The organism is Mycobacterium sp., from assembly GCF_046330795.1.
Classification (GTDB): Bacteria; Actinomycetota; Actinomycetes; order Mycobacteriales; family Mycobacteriaceae; genus Mycobacterium.
The window spans coordinates 42,334-62,395 of sequence record NZ_JAXLSA010000008.1 but is presented as its reverse complement, the minus strand read 5'-3'; the positions used below and the strand labels follow the sequence as shown (position 1 = coordinate 62,395).

The 20,062-nt window shown below is 69.5% G+C and carries 17 protein-coding genes; 7 read left to right on the top strand and 10 right to left on the bottom strand.

What is annotated here, in order from left to right; all coding sequences use genetic code 11:
* The first annotated feature begins 1 nt into the window (after position 1).
* Genes U0R18_RS19935 through U0R18_RS19925 form a run of 3 tightly spaced genes read left to right on the top strand, consistent with a single transcriptional unit; the run spans position 2 to position 5,652 of the window.
* On the top strand, positions 2–1,429 hold the full coding sequence (locus U0R18_RS19935; protein ID WP_526371685.1) for an NCS2 family permease: 1,428 nt from the start codon (positions 2–4) through the stop codon (positions 1,427–1,429).
* Between the two features lie 2 nt (positions 1,430–1,431).
* On the top strand, positions 1,432–3,012 hold the full coding sequence (locus tag U0R18_RS19930; RefSeq protein WP_526371683.1) for an aspartate:alanine exchanger family transporter: 1,581 nt from the start codon (positions 1,432–1,434) through the stop codon (positions 3,010–3,012).
* Between the two features lie 24 nt (positions 3,013–3,036).
* A complete protein-coding gene (locus tag U0R18_RS19925; RefSeq protein WP_526371681.1) occupies positions 3,037–5,652 on the top strand; it encodes a helix-turn-helix transcriptional regulator in 2,616 nt (871 codons plus the stop codon).
* Between the two features lie 90 nt (positions 5,653–5,742).
* On the opposite strand, the gene U0R18_RS19920 is transcribed toward U0R18_RS19925, so the two are convergent.
* Genes U0R18_RS19920 through U0R18_RS19910 form a run of 3 tightly spaced genes read right to left on the bottom strand, consistent with a single transcriptional unit; the run spans position 5,743 to position 9,097 of the window.
* Positions 5,743–6,786: a hypothetical protein gene (locus U0R18_RS19920; RefSeq protein WP_526371679.1), complete on the bottom strand. Its 1,044-nt coding sequence runs from the start codon at positions 6,784–6,786 to the stop codon at positions 5,743–5,745.
* Entirely contained in the window at positions 6,783–7,385 is a 603-nt protein-coding gene (locus U0R18_RS19915; RefSeq protein ID WP_526371676.1) for a hypothetical protein, read from the bottom strand. The genes U0R18_RS19920 and U0R18_RS19915 overlap by 4 nt, the downstream gene beginning before the upstream one ends.
* Positions 7,382–9,097, bottom strand: a complete 1,716-nt coding sequence (locus U0R18_RS19910; RefSeq protein ID WP_526371674.1) for a GMC oxidoreductase — start codon at positions 9,095–9,097, stop codon at positions 7,382–7,384. Before U0R18_RS19910 ends, U0R18_RS19915 begins: the two co-directional genes overlap by 4 nt.
* A 228-nt stretch (positions 9,098–9,325) precedes the next feature.
* Between U0R18_RS19910 and U0R18_RS19905 the strand changes: the two genes are divergently transcribed.
* The gene (locus tag U0R18_RS19905) at positions 9,326–9,943 is read left to right on the top strand and encodes a TVP38/TMEM64 family protein (RefSeq protein ID WP_526371833.1); all 618 of its coding nucleotides are present in this window, start codon (positions 9,326–9,328) and stop codon (positions 9,941–9,943) included.
* Positions 9,944–9,959: 16 nt separating this feature from the next.
* Here U0R18_RS19905 and U0R18_RS19900 read toward each other — a convergent pair whose 3' ends face one another.
* Positions 9,960–10,478, bottom strand: a complete 519-nt coding sequence (locus tag U0R18_RS19900; protein ID WP_526371672.1) for a hypothetical protein — start codon at positions 10,476–10,478, stop codon at positions 9,960–9,962.
* A gap of 106 nt (positions 10,479–10,584) precedes the next feature.
* On the opposite strand from U0R18_RS19900, the gene U0R18_RS19895 reads away from it, so the two are divergent.
* Entirely contained in the window at positions 10,585–12,522 is a 1,938-nt protein-coding gene (locus U0R18_RS19895) for an ABC transporter ATP-binding protein/permease (protein ID WP_526371669.1), read from the top strand.
* Here the strand turns inward: U0R18_RS19895 and U0R18_RS19890 are convergent, their stop codons facing one another.
* The 5 genes from U0R18_RS19890 to U0R18_RS19870 form a co-directional block, all read right to left on the bottom strand.
* Positions 12,523–12,822, bottom strand: coding sequence for a DUF3303 family protein (locus tag U0R18_RS19890; RefSeq protein WP_526371667.1), 300 nt, complete (start codon positions 12,820–12,822; stop codon positions 12,523–12,525).
* A 240-nt stretch (positions 12,823–13,062) separates the two neighbouring features.
* On the bottom strand, positions 13,063–14,430 hold the full coding sequence (locus U0R18_RS19885; protein ID WP_526371665.1) for an MFS transporter: 1,368 nt from the start codon (positions 14,428–14,430) through the stop codon (positions 13,063–13,065).
* A gap of 4 nt (positions 14,431–14,434) precedes the next feature.
* Positions 14,435–14,959: an SAM-dependent methyltransferase gene (locus tag U0R18_RS19880; protein ID WP_526371663.1), complete on the bottom strand. Its 525-nt coding sequence runs from the start codon at positions 14,957–14,959 to the stop codon at positions 14,435–14,437.
* Positions 14,960–15,104: 145 nt separating this feature from the next.
* Positions 15,105–15,845 (bottom strand): glutamine amidotransferase, encoded by a 741-nt coding sequence (locus U0R18_RS19875; protein WP_526371661.1) that lies wholly within the window; start codon positions 15,843–15,845, stop codon positions 15,105–15,107.
* On the bottom strand, positions 15,845–16,495 hold the full coding sequence (locus U0R18_RS19870; protein WP_526371659.1) for a DUF1345 domain-containing protein: 651 nt from the start codon (positions 16,493–16,495) through the stop codon (positions 15,845–15,847). The genes U0R18_RS19875 and U0R18_RS19870 overlap by 1 nt, the downstream gene beginning before the upstream one ends.
* 79 nt (positions 16,496–16,574) lie before the next feature.
* On the opposite strand from U0R18_RS19870, the gene U0R18_RS19865 reads away from it, so the two are divergent.
* Positions 16,575–17,135, top strand: coding sequence for a muconolactone Delta-isomerase family protein (locus U0R18_RS19865; protein ID WP_526371657.1), 561 nt, complete (start codon positions 16,575–16,577; stop codon positions 17,133–17,135).
* Positions 17,136–17,141: 6 nt separating this feature from the next.
* Here the strand turns inward: U0R18_RS19865 and U0R18_RS19860 are convergent, their stop codons facing one another.
* Positions 17,142–17,360 (bottom strand): hypothetical protein, encoded by a 219-nt coding sequence (locus U0R18_RS19860; protein WP_526371655.1) that lies wholly within the window; start codon positions 17,358–17,360, stop codon positions 17,142–17,144.
* Positions 17,361–17,466: 106 nt separating this feature from the next.
* Between U0R18_RS19860 and ponA2 the strand changes: the two genes are divergently transcribed.
* Positions 17,467–20,052: a transglycosylase/D,D-transpeptidase PonA2 gene (ponA2, locus tag U0R18_RS19855; protein WP_526371653.1), complete on the top strand. Its 2,586-nt coding sequence runs from the start codon at positions 17,467–17,469 to the stop codon at positions 20,050–20,052.
* Positions 20,053–20,062 lie beyond the last annotated feature (10 nt).

Sequence of the window (20,062 nt, the reverse complement as noted above, 5' to 3'; positions counted from 1 at the left end):
CGTGACCGCGGTGGACCGATTCTTCGAGATTTCCGCGCGCGGATCGACGGTCGCCACCGAAATCCGCGGCGGCGTCGTGACATTCATCGCGATGGCCTACATCATCGTGCTGAATCCGATCATCCTGTCCGGAGCCGCCGACGTCGTCGGTCACAAGCTCGGCTTCACGCAGGTCTCGGCGGTGACAGCGTTGGCCGCCGGTGTCATGACCATCCTGTTCGGCGTCGTCGCACGCCTGCCGTTCGCGTTCGCCGCCGGGCTGGGCATCAACTCGTTCCTGGCCAGCTCCGTGGTGGGCTCACTCACCTGGCCCGAGGCGATGGGCCTGGTGGTCATCAACGGCCTGATCATCGTCGCGCTGGCGATCAGCGGTCTGCGCAAACTGATCTTCGACGCCGTCCCGATGCCGCTGAAACTGGCCATCACGGCCGGCATCGGGTTGTTCATCCTGTTCATCGGTCTCATCGACGCCGGGTTCGTCGGCTCCACCGGGCTGCCGTCCCCGCCGCTGGGGCTGGGCGCCAAGGGCGCCGGCTCCATCACGACCATCCCGACGCTGATCTTCGTACTCACCCTGTTGGTCACCGGCATCCTGGTGGCGCGAAAAGTGCGGGGCGGCATCCTGATCGGGCTGATCGCGGGCACCGTGGTGGCCGTCGTGGTGGAGGCCGTCTGGCATCTCGGCTCGGCCGTCGACAAGCCCGGCGGGTGGAGTCTGTCGGTCCCGACGCTCAGCGGTTCTCCGTTCGCCGTGCCCGACCTCTCGCTGGTGGGCGAGTTCAGCCTGGCCAGTTTCGGCCGGATCGGCATCCTGGCCGGCGTCATGCTGGTGTTCACGCTGGTGTTCACCAACTTCTTCGACGCCATGGGCACCTTCACCGGTCTGTCCCGGCAGGCCGGGCTGTCCGATGAGCACGGCAACTTCCCGCGACTGCAGTCGGCGCTGGTGGTCGAGGGCGCCGGCGCCGTGGTGGGCGGCGCGGTGTCCGCATCGTCGAACACGGTGTTCATCGAATCGGGCACCGGCATCGGGGAGGGCGCCCGCACCGGCCTGGCCAGCCTGGTGACCGGCGGCCTGTTCCTGGCGGCGATGTTCCTGACGCCGTTGGCGGCCATCGTGCCGTCGGAGGTGGCGGCCGCCGCGCTCGTGGTGGTCGGCGCACTCATGGCATCGGTGTTGCGCGACATCGACTTCGACGATTTCGGCGTGACGCTGCCGGTCGTGCTGACCGTCGCGGTGATGCCGCTGTCGTACTCGATCGCCAACGGCATCGGCGTGGGTTTCATCGCCTGGGTGGTGTTGCGGTCGGCCTCGGGGCGGGCCCGGGAGATCAGTCCCCTGCTGTGGGTGGTGACCGTGGGCTTCCTGCTCTACTTCGCCCGCGGCTGGATCGACGCGCTGGTGATCGATTCAAAGGTAGGAATGTGACAATGCACTGGTTCGCGAACAGCCCGCTGCTCACCCTGTTCTTCTGTGTCGGCGTCGGCAGCCTCTTCGGTCGAATCCGGTTCGGCCCCATCTCGTTCGGCCCGGCCGGGGCACTGTTCGCGGCGCTGGCGCTCTCGGCCATCGAACCGGATGTGGCGCTGCCTCCCCTCGTCACGTCACTGTCGCTGTGCGTGTTCTGCTACATGGTCGGCATCGCCGCGGGCCCGGCGTTCTTGTCGGCGCTGCGCACCGGCTGGCAGCCCGTGATCGTGTCGCTGATCGCGGTGTCGGCGATGGCCGGCGCGGCACTGGGCGTCGGGAAGGGCTTCGGGTTCGACACCGGAACCATCGCCGGTGCGTTCTCCGGTGCCGGCACCGCCACCGCGGCACTGGGTGCCGTGCAGCAGCAGCTCGCCGGCGGCGGGGACATCCCGCCCGAGCCGGCCATCGGCTACGCCGTCGCGTACCCGATCACCGTGCTGCTGACCATCGTCGCGTGTTCGTATCTGATCAGCGCCGGCAAGCGCAAACCGACCGCGGAGGATCGCGAGAAGCTGGCACCCATCGTGGTGCGCACCCTCGAACTCGTCGGAGATCCGGGCTGCACGGTGCACGAGTTCGAGGCCCGGCACCAGGCCGTGGTCTCGCGGCTCACCCGCGGGCACCGGACCGTCGTCGCGCACGAGGCCGAACCGCTGGCCGCCGGGGATCTGTTGACCATCACGGCCCGCGAGGACGTCGTGGCGAACCTGGTCGGGCAGCTGGGCCGGGCGGCCACCGAAGAGCCGTGGCTGGACCGCAGCGAGATCGACTTCCGCCGCGTGACGCTGTCGAATTCGGGCTACGTCGGCCGCGAGCTGCGGGACCTGCGGATGGAGGAGCGGTTCGACGCGGTGGTCAGCCGGGTGCGCCGCGGCGACATCGACATCATGGCCACCCCGGACCTGGTGCTGCAGAGCGGCGATCGGCTGCGGGTGACCGCACCCCGCGAACGGCTGGCCGAGATCTCCACGGCGCTGGGCGATTCCGAACGCACCGCCGGCGACATCAACGCGATCGGTCTGGGACTGGGGCTGGCCATCGGGCTGCTGCTGGCGTTCGTCAAGATCCCGTTGCCCGGCGGCGGCGTGCTGGTGCTCGGCACGGCCACCGCCCCACTGATCGCGGGCGTCGTCCTGGGCGCCATCGGGCGTACCGGGCCGATCATCTGGACCCTGCCCGGCAATGTCGCCAACACACTGAATCAGTTCTCGCTGTTGATCTTCCTGGTGGCGGTCGGCACCGGTGCGGGGTCGGGCCTGATCAGCGCGCTGTCCACCAACGGCCTGCAACTGGTGGTGCTCGGGTTCGCGATCTCGGCGGCACACGCGCTGATCTGTGTCATCGGATTGCGCTCGGTCCTGCGCTACGGCACCGCCCGCGCCCTGGGCGGGCTCACCGGCTCCCAGCTCAACCCGGCGCCGTACGCCTACGCGATGACCAAGATGCCCGACCAGCGCGTCGCGGTCGGTTACGCCGTGCTGTTCCCGGTGTCGATGATCCTCAAGGTGTTCCTGGCCCAGTTGATGGTCGTCTATTTCTGAGCGGGCCAGAGTTACGCTGCAACGGTGACCGACCTGGCGTGGCAGACCGCACCGCGGCCATCCATCTGGGCCAAGATCGACGATGCACTGCTCCGCTCGGATCATCGCGGCGTGGTGTTCGTCGGGGCCGCCGGGGTCGGCAAGACGGCGTTCGCCCGCGCGGTGGCCAGCCGGCAGGCCCGCAACGATCGCAAGGCCGAGGTGCGCTGGGTGGCGGCCACCGCGTCGGCCGCCCACATCCCGTTCGGTGCGTTCAGCCATCTGCTGGACATCGCGCCGGGCGCCGATTCGGCCGCCCTGCTGCATTCGGCGCGGGCGGCGCTGTGCGACGGGGTCGACGAACGCCGGCTGTTGATCGCCGTCGACGATGCCCAGCACCTCGATCCCCTATCGTCGATGCTGTTGCACCAGTTGACCTTTCAATCGCAGGCCCGTTTGGTCCTAACAGTGCGCGACCACACCCCCTCCCCCGACGCGATCACCGCGCTGTGGGAGGAGAACCTGTTGGCCCGCATCGACGTGGCCCCGCTGGAGGGCGCCGAGACCACGACGCTGATCGAGTCGGTGCTCGGTGGTCCGCTCGAAACCAGCAGTGGTGAGCAGCTTTTCGCGATCAGCGGTGGAAACCCGCTGTTCTTGCGGCATCTGGTCGACGCGGCCGTCGGCTCCGGTGCGCTGCGCGCCAGCCGCGGGGTCTGGCAGCTGCGCGGCGCCACAACGTTGCCGCCGCACCTGACGACGCTGATCAACCAGCGGCTGGAGAAGCTGTCGCCGGACGCCACGTCGGTGATGCAGTACCTGGCCGTCGACGAGCCGCTGGCACTCGCCGACCTGACGGCGCTCACCAGCGAGTCGGCCGTCGAGGCCGCCGAGGCGGCGGGGACCGCGGCGATCACCCGGCGTGGCAGCGTCGACGTGGTGTCGCCGGCGCATCCGATCTACACCGAATGCATCCGGGCGGATCTGGGCGTACTGACCCGGCGGCGGCTCTGCGCCGATCTGGTGGGGCAGCTGGCCGCCGGCGATCCGAGTCACGTGAGCGACCGGCTGCGGCTGGCGGCGCTGTCGCTGGACACCGACACCCCGCTGGCACCCGGCGCGCTGATCGAGGCCGCGTGGGAGGCCATGCGGCTGGGCGATCTGCGCCTGGGCGAGGTGCTCGCCCGCGGCGCGCTCGAGGGGGCCGGCCAGGACTCGCTGTATGCCCGTCTGCCGCTGGCACATTCGCTGGCCTGGCAGGGCCGCGGCACCGAGGCCGACGAGGTGCTGACGGCCGTCGACCCCGGCACCCTGTCGACGGACGACCTGGTGGCCTGGGCGCTCCCCAAGACGGCCAATCAGTTCTGGATGCGCGGCGACTCCGCGGCGGCACGCACGGTGCTCGCGGAGGTCCGGGCCCGGGTGGGTGAGCATGCCGCCGCCGGCGCACTGGATGCGCTGGCAGCGACGTTCGCCCTCAACGCCGGCGAACTCACCGACGCCCGTGCGACGGCCGGGGACATTCTGGTCCGCCCGGGCGCCGGCGATCTGGCGGTGGCGTGGGCGGCGGCGACGGCCACGCTCGCGGCCGCCCGCGCCGGTGATCTCGAACCCGTGGCGGCTCTGGCTGCCCGCGGTCTGGATACCGCACATCCGGGCCTGCTGCGGTTCACCATCGGGCTGGGCCAGCTCACCGCGGCCCGGCTGGATTGCGACGTGGCCCGCGCAGAGGCCCTGGCACGGCGCTACCTCGAATTCGCCGGGATGCAGCAGCCCGGCCGCGCCATCTCGGATGTCCTGCTGGCCGAGGCCCTGATGGCCCGCGGCAGTCTCGCCCAGGCCGGTGCGCTGCTGTTCCAGAGCGCCGCCGGGCTCGCCGACACCGGCTACTCCTGGGGTCCGCTGGCCCAGCTGTTGCTGGTCCGCACGCTGGGCCAGCGGGGCGACTACGCGCAGGCCCAACTCGAGTTGGCCCGCGCCGAGGAATCCCACGGTTTGCGGTCGCGGATCTACACCCCGGAGCTGGAACTGGCCCGGGCCTGGACGCTGGCCGCCGGCCGGGAGATGCCCGGCGCCATCGAGGCCGCCCGCCGTGCAGTCGCCACGGCCCGCGAATCCGGCCAGCACGGCGTCGCACTGCTGGCCGTGCATGATGCTCTTCGGTTGGGCGACAAGCAGATCGGCGAGGAGGCCGACGCGGTGTGCGGCGGGGTGGCCGGGGAGCTGGCGCCCCTGGTGCTTCGGTACGCCCGTCACCTGGCGGCCCGGCGCGCCGCGGGTCTCGACGAGGTGGCCGCTGAGTTCGCCGGGCACGGCCAGCTACTGGCCGCCGCCGATGCCGCGGCACAGGCCGCGGTGCTGCACGCCGGTGCGGGCCGGCACAACCCCGAGATGGCCTCGCGCGCCAACGCCGCGCGCTGGTCGGAAGCCTGCGGCAACCCGTCGACCCCGGCGCTCGAGCGCGCACTGACGCCGGTGCCGCTGACGGGCCGCGAACGCGGCATCGCCGTTCTGGTGGCAGAAGGGTTGAGCAACAAGGCGATCGCCGACCGGCTGGAGGTGTCGGTCCGCACGGTCGAGGGTCACATCTATCGGGCCTGCACCAAGCTCGGGGTGGCCGACCGGGCTGCGCTGGGCGCCGCGATCGCCACCAAGCCCTAGCCGCCACCCACGCCCGTTCGCACAAACGGGCTTGAAAGTGCGGGTGGGTCGCGCCATTTCGTCGATCTCGGGGCGCGGGCCACCGCTGAGCTAGCCGGGCGGGCCGGCGAGTTCGTCGGCAATGTGGCCGAACACATCCCGATCGGCGTAGCGGCCCATGAACATGTCGAGATGCCCGTAGCCCGGGATGACCCTCAGGGTCTGCCGGCCGGGCCGGTGCGCCTCGAGGTAGTCGAAGGTGCGCTGCTGGCTGGCCGGCAGGAAGCAGCGGTTCTCCGTTCCGGTGATCAGGGCGATGCGGGCATCGGTGCGCGGCGGATGATCCAGCAGATCGGGCGGCAGCTCGTCGAACACACCGGTGGGCACCAGCTGCCCGGCCGCTACCGACGCGGCCATCTGCGTGAAGAATGTCAGTGGTACGGAGCCGAATTCGTGTCGCAGCCAGTCGTGGGTACGTTCGGAGAGGTTCTCGTGCGACCAGAGCGCCGGCCGGCCGGCGCCGTAGGTGAAGCTGATCATCCGGCACGGCCCGTTGTCGCATTCCCGGTGGGTGGCGTTGACCATGGCGACCAGGGCTCGCGCCGCCCAGCCCGGCGGTGACACGGTGTCCCCCCATCTCGGGTCCAGGTAGCGCAGCAGCGGGGCCACGCGAGGTACCAGCCAGAACAATTTCACCCGCGACCAGCGGGCGACCACGGGATGCAGCGACATCGAATTCGACACGATGGTGTCCACCTGAGGCAGCAGCCCCGCGGCCGCCGACAGCGCGAAACTGCTCGAGCCCTGACAGTGGATGACGGCCTTGACGGTGCCGGAACCGGTGCGCTCCAGTATTTTTCGCACCGCGTACGGATGGTCCCAGACCGCGGCCTGGTCCAGGTTCCATTCGTTGCGCGGCAGGTCGATGCTGGCCCGCCAGTTCTCCAGCCAGACGTCCCAACCGGCCTCGATCAGGCGGTCGACCACGGTGACGCGCTCGGGCACGCGGAACAGGTTGGCGCGCACCCCCGCTCCGGGCACCAGCACCACCGGCCCGCGCCACGGCTCGCGCGGGCCGCGCACGTGGTGCAGGTTGAGCTCCATGCCGTCGCCGGCCCGGAAGGCGACGACCTCGGTGTCCAGCGCGGCGGTCATCGCAGCGGACTCCGGGCCGGTCCGCGGTAGATGCCCCACAGCTGCGCGGCGAAGAACCGGCCGAAACCGGCGATGTCCGAGGGTGTTCCGCGGAAGGTGCTCAGTTGCCGGGCGAACATCGGCATCGTCAGCCGCAGGGTGCCGCGGGAGTGTTCGGCGCTGATGTCACCCTCGTCGACCCAGCCGTGGTGTCCGCGCAGCAACCGGACGAACAGCGTGCTGGTGTCGGTCCACACATCGGGCCCGACGTCGTCGGCCAGCTCCTTGTAGCCCTGCAGCGTCATCTCGATACCGTCGGGCGTGGTGAACGGTAGCAGATAGCGCATCAGCGCGAGTCGCGGCGCAACCGGGACGAAGATCTCGAAAGTACCCGCGGTGACCGGCATTTCGACGGGTGCGAATTCCTTGCACAGCACACTGCCGGTGGCGGTCATGGTGTGGTTGGGATCGGCGATGACGGCGCGAAGGTCGGGTGCCCCGATGGTCAGCCGGAAACCCAGCCGCCAGCCGTCGCGGCGGCCGATGATCTCGCCGGTGTCATAGGCCGGGGCGCCGGCCCCGTAGAACCCGCGCATGCGTTCGGTGAAGCGGACGGTCACGGAGTGCGCACCTCCGGCCATGGCGCGTCGTCGACGTCGCGCATGTGGGTGGCGACGCGGTCGGCGAACGCGGCGATGGTCAGCGACGGGTTGGCGCCGGTGGGGCCGGGGAACACCGAACCGTCACACACCCGCAGGCCGGGCACGCCGCGCACCCGGCCGAACCCGTCGACCACCCCGTCGGTGACGTCGGTGTCGGCCGGGCAGCCGCCCAACGGGTGAACGGTCACGACGCGGCGCAGCCGGTAGGTGGGGTTGACCATGAATCCGCCCCGCAGGTCGGCGGCCAGGCGCACCATCCGGCTCACCATGGTGTCGAAGTACGCGGCCGACTGATGTTGGCTCCACGTGCTGTCCAGCATGTCGATGCCCCGGCGCCGGTTCAGATAGAGGGTGCCGTTGGGCACGTCCATGCCCATGCCCAGCACCGGCATGCCGTTCGTGGTCACCGACGGGCGGCCCAGCAGGCGGCTCAGATTCCCCGAGACCCGCGTGTTCGACCGGCCGCGCATCCGCTGGATCACCTGTCCCACAACCATTTTGGCGACCTCCGGCAACCGGTCCAGTGAACCGGCGGCATCGACGAGCCAGGACGCGAACTGCGGGAACGCCGCGTCCTGCAGGTACATCCCGAAATCCGACGGGTCGCCGCTGTTCTCCTCGTCGACGAACGGCCGGTACGACGTGATGACCGGCCCGCGCCAGGCGTCCAGGCCCTGCGCGACGTTGAGGATGAAGCCCAGCAGATCGCCGTTGCCGCAGAACCGGGTGCCCAGCGCGACATTGTCCAGGCCCAGGCGCTCCCGGTTGGTCAGCAACAGGTACGTGCTGCCCAGTGCGCCGGCGGACAGCACGACGCGGCGGGTCCTGATGCGCTGCAACGGAAGTCGGATCGGACCGGCCTCGGGTCGGTGCTGTGCCACACCGACCTCGAAGTCGCCGTCGGGCAGCCGGGTGACGGTGCGGACCTCGGTGAGCGTGTGCAGCGTCGCCCCGTTCGCGCGGGCGGCCGACAGGTAGGTGTGGTCCAACGTGTTCTTGGCGCCCTCGTTGCAGCCGATGTCGCACTCGCCGCACATCCGGCAGGTGCGCCGCGGCACGCCGAACAGGTTGGGGTACACGGTCTCCGGGACCGGCGCGCTGATCGCCGGTTCGCCGCCGCCGTCGAGGAACTGCACCGCCAGCGGGGCCGGCAGCACACCGGGTGCGGCCCGGAACGCAGCGACCTTCGGCAGCTGGAACGCCGGGTCCAGCGGGCGATTGCGGCCCTCCGTCGGCAGGGTCTGCAGGTCGAGGAACTTCTCGACGGCCTGATAGTGGTCGGCCAGGTCGGCTCCGGTGAACGACCAGACCTCGTCGACGCCCGGGCGGTACGGGTGCGGCTGGCGGAACCAGTTGTCCGGCTTGCGCAGCATCACGTTGGCGTAGATGAGCGAACCGCCGCCCAGACCGCTGGCGACAACCGAATCCAGGCCCTTGAACGACCACACGTTGAACAAGCCGTACAGCCCGGCGGACGGATTCCAGAAATTGGCGGCGAAGTCCCGCGGACCGCGCGGGAACGAACCGGGCGGGTAGGCCTTGCCCCGCTCGAGGACGCAGACCTCCAGCCCGGCGGCGGCGAGCTTCTCGGCGACCACCGAACCCCCGAACCCCGAACCCACGACGACGACGTCGGCGCGGTCCGGCAGCGCGCCGAGCGGCTGGTTCATGGGGAGAGTTAAGCATCGTTGCACCATCTGTTCAGCGTGCTCTGCGAGATCCACTCGCACGATGTCGCAGGCATGGCTGAGCAGATCGACGGGTGGGGGGCCGGGCCCGGGTTCTAGACTCTGGCGATCGTGAGCGAGCAGCCCCCCGAAGTGACCCCGGAGCCCCCGACGGAGCCCGTGGAGCGGCGCCGGCACCTCATCCGGCTGGCGGTGTTCGCCGCCTTCCTGATGCTGCTGTTCTATCTGGCGGCCGTGCAGCGCGTCGTCGACGTCGACGAGGTCCGCGACCTGGTGCGCGCCACCGGCCCGCTGGCGCCGCTGACGTACGCCGCGCTGTCGGCACTGCTTGGGGCGATCTTCGTGCCGGGCCCGATCCTGGCCGCCGGCAGCGGTTTCCTGTTCGGACCCATCCTCGGCACATTTGTCACCCTGGCCGCGACGGTCGGCACCGCCGTCGTGGCCAGCCTGGCGGGACGACGGGCCGGCCGGGACAGCGCGCGGGCGCTGCTGGGCGGGCAGCGGGCCGACCGGATCGACGACCAGATCCGGCGGCGCGGGCTGTGGGCGGTGGTCGGGCAGCGGTTCGTGCCCGGCCTGTCCGACGCACTGGCCGCCTACGCTTTCGGCGCCTTCGGGGTTCCGTTGTGGCAGATGGCCGTTGGTGCGTTCATCGGATCGGTGCCACGGGCCTTCGTGTACACCGCGCTGGGGGCCTCGATCGGCAACCTGTCGGCCCCGCTGGCCTACACGGCGATCGCGGTGTGGTGCGTGACGGCCGTCGTCGGGGCGTTCGCCGCCCATCGGGGCTACCGCAAGTGGCGCGGCGGCAACCGCCCGCCTGCGTAACCGTGCACCGCAGCGATCAGCGGGGACCGGCGCCGGCCGACGCCGCACTGTTCATCACGGCCCGGGGGTAGTCGGGCCGGCGGACCACCCAGCGGGTGAACCGCTCGTAGCTGATGATCGTGAACACGTAGAAGACGACGTCGGCGAGGAACCCGCCGAGGATCCAGCCCCACATCAGGCTGTCCAGCCACAGCGGGGTGGCGTAGATGAGCGCCGGACGGACCGCCAGGCTGTCGACGGCCTCCCCCATGCCGAACTCGACGGTGAGGCTGCGCACGGCCACCGCGTTGGCGGTCACGGCGCGGCCGGCCAATCGACCCGGGCCGGGCGGGAAGGACCAGCGCAGCGCGTTGACGTAGGCGGGCAGGTAGTACGTCACGAAGCACGCCACGGTGGCCACCGCCGCGGCGGCAGCCAGCGATCCGGTCAGCCAGTAGCCCAGGGCGGCACCCCCGGCCTCGCCGACCCAGCCTGCCAGCTCGCACGCCCAGTAGCGCCGGATCCACTCCATCGTCTTGTCCAGTCGCTTTCCCACGTCGCCAGCATGCTGGCCGCCGCGCGCCCTGCCCTGCGTAGCGGACTACCCGACGTGCGTCGCCGGTACTCGGGTTCGGTGCCCGGGGCCCGGTAGCGTTCGGCCGATGAACGACGCTTTCCAACCGTCCCTGGACTGGGGCCACGCCCTGTTCGACTCGCTGTTGTGGGTCGGCAAGGCCTGGTTCATCGCGGCAGTGTGCACCTTGGCGGTGCTGTTCGTGATCGCCCGGTTCACCACCTGGGGCAGCCAGTTCTGGCGGGTCACCGGGGCCTACTTCCATGGGCCGCACAGCGTCCGTCCGTGGGCGTCGCTGGCGGCCATGCTGTTGTCGGTGATCATCGACGTCCGGCTGGCGGTGCTGTTCACCTATCAGAGCCGCGACCTCTACAACGCCGGCGGGGTGATCGCCTCCGGCCTGGCCACCGGCAACGAGAACACCAGGGCCGCCGGGATCCACGGCTTCTGGATCTCATTGCTGGTGTTCGCGATCCTGGCGGCCATTCTGGTGACCCGGGTGATGGTCGACCTGTTCATCTCGCAGCGGTTCATGCTGGCGTGGCGGGCCTGGCTGACCGACCGGCTGACCGGCGACTGGCTCGACGGCCGGGCGTACTACCGCGACCGATTCATCGACGAGGGTATCGACAACCCGGATCAACGCATCCAGTCCGATATCGACGTGTTCACCGCGCTGTCGGGCCCGCAGCCGAACACCCCGCACCAAACCAGCAGCGGGACACTGCCGTTCGGGGCCATCAGGTCGATCGTGTCGGTGGTGTCGTTCGCCGGGATCCTCTGGACACTGTCCGGTGAGTTGTCCGTGTTCGGGGTGACGCTGCCCAGAGCGATGTTCTGGATCGTGTTCGGCTATGTGGCGGTGGCGAGCGTCATCGCGTTCGCGCTCGGTCGCCCGCTGATCCGGTTGAGCTTCAACAACGAGAAGTTCAACGCCGCGTTCCGGTATGCGTTGGTCCGGCTGCGCGACGCCGCCGAATCGGTGGCGCTCTACCGCGGCGAGCTCGCCGAGCGTCTGCAGCTGCGCGCGAGATTCGAACCGGTGGTGTCGAACTACAAGCGGTTCATCAACAAGACGATGGTCTTCACCGGCTGGAACCTGTCGGTGAACCACATCATCATCCCGCTGCCGTGGATCCTGCAGGCGCCCCGGTTGTTCACCGGCCAGATCCAGATCGGCGACATCCAGCAATCGGTGGGGGCGTTCGGCGCGGTCCAGGAGGCGCTGTCGTTCTTCCGCAATTCCTACGATGTGTTCGCCGGGTACCGGGCGTCGATCATCCGGCTCTACGGCCTGGTGACCGCCAACGAACAGAGCCGGGAACTGCCGATGGTCGCGGTGACGCCCAGCGCCGACGGGTCGATCGGGATCGAGGACGTCGAGGTTCGCAACCCGGTCGGCGAACAGCTGGTTGCCGATCTGGATCTGCAACTGACCGCCGGTGACGCGATGATCATCACCGGCAAGTCGGGCACCGGGAAGTCGACATTGCTCAAGAGCCTGGCGCAGCTGTGGCCGTACGCGTCGGGGTCGATGCAGACGCCCGGGGGTGCGGGCGACCCGCAGAATCAGACGATGTTCCTGTCCCAGTTGCCGTACGTGCCACTGGGCGACCTGCGCACGGTGGTGTCGTATCCCCATGAGCCGGGCGAACTTTCCGACGACGCGGTGCGGGAGGCACTCCTGGCGGTGGCGCTGCCGCGCTACGTCGACCGGCTCGACGAGGTGGCCGACTGGGCCAAGGTGCTCTCCCCCGGCGAGCAGCAGCGCATCGCGTTCGCCCGGGTGTTGTTGACCAAGCCGAACGCGGTGTTCCTCGACGAGGCGACCTCCGCGCTGGACGAGCCCCTGGAGTTCATGATCTACAGTCTGGTGCGAAAAGAGTTGCCGCAGACGGTGTTCGTCAGTGTCACGCACCGCTCGACGGTCAACCGGCACCACAATCTGCATCTGGAGTTGCTCGGCGAGGGCCGTTGGGTGTTCGGCCGGACACCATCAGCGGCTCCGGCTCCGGCTCCGGTCTGATCAGCTGATGGACTCCCGGAATCCGATGCCGTCCGTGGCGGCCTGGATCCAGTCGGCGATGTCCACCACCGGATAGATCTGGAACTCGTTGGCCGGAGCGAACTTTGCCGTGCCGTCGAGCAGGTCGGCGACGTTGTCGGTTTCCACCACCGCGAATCCACCGTTGCCGTCAATGCGGCCGACGAACTGCTCGAACTTCAGGCCGGCCGGTGGTGTCCACTTGGCGAACGTCTCGACGCCACGCTTCGCCGCGTTCTCGTTGTCCATGACCCCGCCGTGATAGCGGGTTGTCCAGCTCATTACATACTTCATCAGAATCCCCCTGTTGATTCCTGCGATCACCTGGAACCGGTGATCACCATCAACTGTCCTCGCCCGGCGCTGCCGGCTCAACCACCGTTGGCACCACTGCTTGCAACCGCAAAATCTAGTGCGGCAAAACGATGCTTGCCGTACGGGCCAGCGCACCATGACCGGTCAGTTCGGCCGGTAACTGCGCGACGATCCGCAGCGGTTCGTCGTCTGCATTTCAGTCTCCGCCTACCCTTGCGGCGCCCTGACTGCCCGCGCCAGCACGGCGAGCCCCGCCGCCAGCAGCACCCCGGCCAGTACCCCGAGAATGATCCGGATGCCCGCGCCGGTGTCCAGCCCGCGCTGCTGGAGCGTCTCGAGCGCCGTGCCCGCGACGGCGACGCCGACACCGGCCAGGGTGACCAGAGACGTCAACGTGACCCCGGCGGCGCCACCGGCCCGTTCGGGTGCGACGACGGCCTGGGTGGCCACCGTCGTGAACGCGTAGACCAGGCCCATGGTGAAACCGCACACCGTCAGCGCGCACAGATACGGCACCCACGCAACCGAGGCCGCCAGCGCGCCGAGTGCCACGCCGGCGGCCGCGCAGCCGATTCCCATCACCGGAACCGGGGGCAGTGGTGGCGACAGCCGGCCTGAGATGGTGCCGCCCACCGCCGCGCCGGCCGACGGTCCGAGGAAGGCCAACCCGGCCAGCAGCGGGTCCAGTCCGCGCACCTGCTGCAGGTTCATCGTCGAGAGATAAACCATTACCGCATAAGCAATGTTGGCGACGGTGCCCGCGACAACCAGCATCGCGAAAGTGGGATTGCGGAACAGCGACAGCTCGACCAGCGGCCAGCGCACCCGGTTCTCGACGAGGACGAAGGCCACCAGCAGGGCGACCGCGACCAGCGCGGCGCCGATGGTCGCGGCCGATATCCAGCCCCAGACCGGCGCCCGGTCGAACGTCAGCGTGAACAGTCCGATACCGGTGACGATCAGCGCCAGGCCGGTGACATCGATGCGGGGCGGCACGCTCTGGTCGAATGAGGCAGGAATTGTCCTGGCGCCCAGCACAAGTGAGACCACGGCGAACGGGACCAGTAGCCAGAACACGGCGCGCCAGCCGACGGTATCGGTCAGCAGGCCGCCGACCAGCGGTCCGGCCGCGTTGCCCAGACCCGCGATGCCGTACGCGGTACCGATGGCCCGCCCGGATGATTCAGCAGGAAAGGCATTGGTCAGCACGCTGACAGAGACGGGGAAGATCAGTGCGGCGCCGAGTCCCTGCAGCGCGCGGAAGGCGACGAGCGCACCGGCGGTCGGCGCGACGGCGCACAGGATGGACGCGACGCCGAACAACGCGATCCCGGCCAGCAGCGTGGGCCGGCGCCCCAGGATGTCGCCCAGGCGGCCCGCGGGCACCATGAACGCGCCGAGCACCAGCATGTAGATGCTGACCACCCATTGCATGTCGGTGGTGGTGCTGCCAAGATCGGCGGCCATGCGCGGCAGCGCGAGATTCACCGCGAAATAGTCGATCTGGACGCAGAACAACGCCGTCGACACCGCCACCAGCAACCAGCGGTTCCTGTTCTGCGGCTCCCCCGTCACCGGTTCAGCCTACGGCCAGCAGCCAGGCGGTGCCGTCGCCTTCGCCGGACCCGATGACCGTCATACCGGGGAACGTCGCGAGCAGTTCGCCGGACGACACCCCGTAGCGTCCGGTGCTGAGCGCGCAGATCGCCAGCAGCCCGCCGGGCGCCAACCGCGCGGTGATCTCCTCCGCCAGCCGTGGTTCCCAAAAGCGATGACACACAACCACATTCGCGGGCCCTCCCGCCGGCAGGCCGTCGTCCAGGTCGACGACGTCGAAGTGGCACCGGTCGGCGACCCCGTGATCCTGGGCGAGATCCCGGGCCCGCCGCACCGCGACGGGCGAGACGTCCAGCCCGTGCATCGTGATGCCCCGCTGCGCGAGCCACACGCTGAACGCCCCCTGCCCGCAGCCCAGTTCCAGCCCGCGTCCCGTCGTCGGGAACATCTCGGCGAACGGTGCAAAATCCCGCGGGAGACCGATGTCGTTGGGCAGCGGCCGTTCGGCGTACCGGACGTCCCAGCGCTCGCGGTCCTCGTCGCTCATCAGGGCAGCATAGGAGCCGCGCCGGGGCCGAGGACCCTTCCGGCGTGCTCGAGCGACATCGACGTCACGGTCGTGCGGAATCACCTGTCGTCACGTACACCTCGCCCAGATCCACGACCGTGGTGTCGATCTCGCTCGAGCACCGCTAACGGGTCCCCCGGTACCTCGCGACGAACCGCCGCAGGATCTCCGGCGCGGATCCGGCGTCGCGCCGCCTCGCGGCGGCCTTGAGTTCCTCGGCGGTCTCCGGCGGAAAATACCCGTAGTTCTGGTAGACGTCGATGCGGGTGCACAGGCCATCGAAGTCGAGTTCGGGATGGAACTGGGTGGCATATACATTGGCACCCACCCGAAAGGCCTGCACCGGGCAGTCCGATGAGGTAGCCAGATGCGTTGCCTCAGAGGGCAACGCGGAAGCCGCCTCCTTGTGCCCGCCGTACGCGTCGAACGTGGACGGCAGGCCGGCGAACAGCGGATCGGCATGGCCGTCGGGTGTCAGCGTGACGGCCACGGCGCCGACGGGTTCGCTGTGATTGCGGTCGATGGTCGCACCGATCACCGTGCCCAGCGTCCCGACGCCGTAACAGCAACCCAGGAACGGGAAGTCGGCGTCGACGACCCGGGCCACCAGGTCGAGCAGCTCGGCCTCGGCCCGCACCTGGACAGCGGATTTCGATGACGCAGGATCGCTGACGTTGAACGGCCCGCCGCCCAGGATGATCCCGGACCAGTCGCCGAGATCGATGTGGCCCAACGGTTCCCGGGTCAGCCGGATGCCACGCAGCGAGTCCTCGTCCAGCCCGCCGAAGCGCGCCACCGACCGGTATTCGTCGTCGGCCGCCTCGTCCTCGGCGCGGATCGACAGCAACAGGAACGGCGCGGCCATCACGAACCCAGGACGTTGACGACGGACGCCACGATCACCGAGCCGAACACGAACGACAGCAGTCCGTGACCCAGGGCCGTTCGGCGCATCCGGGCGGACGTGAGGTTGGTGTCGGAGATCGCGAAGCTCATACCGACCGTGTAGGCGACGTACGCGAAATCGCTGTACTGCGGCAGGTAGCCGTCCTGGTTGAAATCGATTCCGCCGTAAGGCTCTTGCCAGTAGTAGATCCGGGCGTAGGTCAGCGCGTACAGCGTGTGCACGGCCAGCCAGGAGATCGCCACGGTGGCCACGCCGATCCAGATGGCCAGATTCTGGCTCATCAGGAATCCGACCACGACGAGGCTGGCCAGCGCGCCCGCGATCACCAGCATCATCACGACGTCGACGGGCGGCTCCTCCCGGTCGGCGTCGTCCTGTGTCTCGGCCGGCGTCATCCGCCACAACTCGCCCCACGTCAGGACCATGAAGACCAGCGCGAGCAGATCCCAGCCGCCGAGGAGGGCCAGACCCGCACGGTCACCAACGCTGCTCGCGTCCGGCAGGGAGCGCCAGGTGACGATCGCGGCGAGCACACCGGCCGCCGTGGCGACCATCAGGCGCAACTCCGACGTACCCGTCCAGTTCCACCGCTGTTGGGCCTGGGCCATCCGATCACCGCCTTTCTCGACATCTACATCCTGACCGGCCCATGATGGAATATCGCGCAGCGCCGCCCGGAGGCACCCCATGGAGTTCCTGGTCACCCTGACCGCCCTGGATGCACAGGGGGTCGAGGTCGACCGCGACGGCATCCGGGGTCAGCTGCGCCGCCTGTGGCACGCGTACGGCGACGAGCGTGTCATCGGACTGTTCACCGCCGAGAACCGCGGGCTGCTGGACAAGGTGCTCGCGGGCCTGCCCCGGCAGATCCGGGTGGCCGAGGTCGCCGAGTTGGCACCGCATCCCGACGACCCGGCGGCGACGGGTCTGACCGGCCGGCCCGGTGTCGGGCCGGAGTACCTGATCTCGACGGCGGTGATGGTGCCCGACGACACCACCGCCGACGTCGTCGCGCAGACGGAGGCGCGGGAGTCCGAGCGCACTCGCGCACTGGCCGTGCGGGGCAATCTGGTCCGACTGTGGGGCCGGCCGGCCGGACCGGAGGGGCCGGGGACCGTCGGGCTGTGGCGGGCGCGTGATCCCGGCGAGCTGATGGCGATCCTCGATTCGCTGCCGCTGTCGGGCTGGATGACGTTCGAGACGATCGCCCTGACCCCGCACCGCGACGACCCGGCGCGGGCGGTGTGACACGTGTCAGCGCTGGCAATAACTGATCGGTTGACGGGCACCGTAATTGGGGCCCATCGACACATCCTCGGCACACGGACCGAGCACCACCAGTTCGGTGTGCACCGGGGCCGGCTGATTCGCCCGCAACACGGCGGGGACGAACCACAGCAAAACCGCTGCGCCGCTGGCGACCATCGCGAGCCAGATCCAGAACCTGCGGCCGAACAGCGTCGCCAGGTGCATGGCAACAGAGTAGTGACAGAGCGGGATCACTCCGGCGGCAACGCGCCGGACATTTCACATTCGGATCGCCCACCCCACGGCTTTGCCCGCCCTTAGGCTGTGAGGCATGCGTGAGGAGGGCCGGGGACTCCGGGCAGTGGTCGCCCGCTGGGCCCTGTGCTGTCTGCTGGCCGGTTTGCTGGTGGCGGGTTTGCTATTTCCGGTCGCCGGGGGCATCGGCCTGGTCGCGATGCGGGTCTCCGATTCGGTGGACGAGGACACCACCCACATCGTGCAGGGCCAGATCCCGATCGTCTCGACCATGGTCGACGCGGCGGGAACGCCCATCGCATGGCTCTACACACAACGCCGCTGGATCGTGCCCACCCATCGCATCGCCGACACCATGAAGCTGGCGATCGTGTCCATCGAGGACCGCCGGTTCGCCGAACACAACGGGGTCGACGTGCAGGGCACGCTGACCGGACTGTTCGGCTATCTGCAGGCCAGCGAGGACACCCGCGGCGGCTCGACCATCGAGCAGCAGTACGTCAAGAACTACAATCTGCTGGTCAAGGCACAGACCGACGCCGAGCGCCGGGCGGCCATCGCCACCACCCCGGCCCGCAAGATGCGCGAGATGCGGATGGCCGTCGCCCTGGACAAGATCCTGACCAAGCCGGACATCCTGACCCGCTATCTGAATCTGGTGCCGTTCGGCAACGGCGCGTACGGCGTCCAGGACGCCGCCCGCACCTACTTCGGCGTCAACGCCGCCGACCTCAACTGGCAGCAGGCCGCGCTGCTGGCCGGCATGGTCCAGTCCACCAGCGCGCTGGACCCCTACACCAACCCCAACGGCGCGCTGGCGCGACGAAACCTCGTGCTGGACACCATGATCCAGAACGTGCCCGACAGGGCGGCCGAGCTCGAGGCCGCCAAGGCCGCGCCGCTGGGCGTCCTGCCGCAGCCCGACGGGCTGCCGCAGGGCTGCATCGCCGCACGGGACCGCGCCTTCTTCTGTGAGTACGCCCTGCAGTACCTGGCCCGGGCCGGCATCTCCAAGGACGATGTCATGCGCAACGGCTACCTGATCCGCACCACCCTGGACCCCCGCGTGCAGGACAGCGTGAAGAAGGCCGTCGACAATGTGGCCTCACCCACCGCCGACGGCGTCGCCAGCGTGATGAGCGTGATCCGGCCGGGCCGCGACGCCCACCGGGTGCTGGCGATGGCGAGCAACCGGACGTACGGGCTGAATCTGGCGGCGGGCCAGACCGTGCAGCCGCAGCCCTACTCCTTGGCGGGCGACGGCGCGGGATCGATCTTCAAGATCTTCACCACCGCGGCGGCCCTCGACATGGGCCTGGGGATCAACGCGCAGCTCGACGTGCCGCCGGTGTACCGCGGCAAGGGCCTGGGCAGCAGCGACATGCCGGGCTGCCCGCCGGAAACCTGGTGCGTGAAGAACGCGGGCAACTACCGCAGCCCGATGAACGTCACCGACGCGCTGGCGCAGTCGCCCAACACCGCGTTCGCCAATCTGATTGCCCAGGTGGGTGTTCCGCGTGCCGTCGACATGGCGGTCCGCCTCGGCCTGCGGTCCTACGCCGAGCCGGGAACCGCGCGGGCCTACGATCCGAAGTCCAACGAGAGCCTGGCCGACTACCTGAAGCGGCAGAACCTCGGTTCCTTCACCCTGGGCCCCATCGAGATCAACGCACTCGAATTGTCCAATGTCGCAGCCACCTTGGCCTCCGGTGGCATGTGGTGCCCCCCGTCGCCGATCGACAAGATCATCGACCGCACCGGCCACGAGGTGGCGCTGCAGACCCCTGCGTGCGAACAGGCGGTACCGGTCGGGCTGGCCAACACGCTGGCCAATGCGCTGTCGAAGGATTCGATCAGCGGCACCGCGGCGGCCGCGGCGGGATCGGTGGGCTGGGGCCTGCCGATGTCGGGCAAGACGGGTACCACCGAATCGCACCGGTCGTCGGGCTTCCTGGGCTTCACCAACCAATATGCCGCGGCGAACTATGTTTTCGACGATTCGCCGACGCCGTCGGGGCTGTGTTCGTATCCGCTGCGCAAGTGCAGCTACGGAAATCTGTACGGCGGCAAGGAGCCCGCGCAGACGTGGTTCCAGGCGATGAAACCGATCGCGAACGACTTCGGGCCGGTGTCGTTGCCGCCCACCGATCCGCGCTACGTCAACGGCGGTCCGGGCGGCGAGGTACCCAGCGTGGTGGGCCTGAAGCTGGATGCCGCGCGCAAACGCATCCAGGACGCCGGGTTCCGGGTGGCCGACCAGCCGACGCCGGTCAACAGCTACTCGGCCAAGGGTGCGGTGGTGGGCACCACGCCCAAGGGTAAGACGATTCCGGGGTCCATCATCACGATCAACACCAGCAACGGCATCGCCCCCGCGCCGGTGTACGTGCCGCCGGTGTCGACGTGGCAGCCGTCCGACCCCGCGCCGGCCGCGCCGCCTGCACCGGAGCTGCCCCCGCCACCACCGCCCAACGTGATCATGATTCCCGGTCTGCCGCCGATCACCTTGCCGTTCGGCCCACCGCCGTCGCCACCTCCGCCGGCCCCGGAGCCGCCGCCCCCGCCTGCGCCGGAACCTCCGCCGCCGCCCGCTCCGGAGCCCGTGTTCGTCCCGCCGCCGCCCGATCCCGGGCTGCCGCCGCCCCCGCCGCCACCGGTGTAGATGCCGAATG

Coding starts and splice junctions, on each gene's coding strand:
- U0R18_RS19870 (WP_526371659.1), bottom strand. CDS start 16,495: ATGGCCCAGGCCCAACAGCGGTGGAACTGGACGGGTACGTCGGAGTTG.
- U0R18_RS19875 (WP_526371661.1), bottom strand. CDS start 15,845: ATGGCCGCGCCGTTCCTGTTGCTGTCGATCCGCGCCGAGGACGAGGCG.
- U0R18_RS19890 (WP_526371667.1), bottom strand. CDS start 12,822: ATGAGCTGGACAACCCGCTATCACGGCGGGGTCATGGACAACGAGAAC.
- U0R18_RS19865 (WP_526371657.1), top strand. CDS start 16,575: ATGGAGTTCCTGGTCACCCTGACCGCCCTGGATGCACAGGGGGTCGAG.
- ponA2 (WP_526371653.1), top strand. CDS start 17,467: ATGCGTGAGGAGGGCCGGGGACTCCGGGCAGTGGTCGCCCGCTGGGCC.
- U0R18_RS19930 (WP_526371683.1), top strand. CDS start 1,432: ATGCACTGGTTCGCGAACAGCCCGCTGCTCACCCTGTTCTTCTGTGTC.
- U0R18_RS19910 (WP_526371674.1), bottom strand. CDS start 9,097: ATGAACCAGCCGCTCGGCGCGCTGCCGGACCGCGCCGACGTCGTCGTC.
- U0R18_RS19905 (WP_526371833.1), top strand. CDS start 9,326: ATGCTGCTGTTCTATCTGGCGGCCGTGCAGCGCGTCGTCGACGTCGAC.
- U0R18_RS19880 (WP_526371663.1), bottom strand. CDS start 14,959: ATGAGCGACGAGGACCGCGAGCGCTGGGACGTCCGGTACGCCGAACGG.
- U0R18_RS19895 (WP_526371669.1), top strand. CDS start 10,585: ATGAACGACGCTTTCCAACCGTCCCTGGACTGGGGCCACGCCCTGTTC.
- U0R18_RS19860 (WP_526371655.1), bottom strand. CDS start 17,360: ATGCACCTGGCGACGCTGTTCGGCCGCAGGTTCTGGATCTGGCTCGCG.
- U0R18_RS19920 (WP_526371679.1), bottom strand. CDS start 6,786: ATGACCGCCGCGCTGGACACCGAGGTCGTCGCCTTCCGGGCCGGCGAC.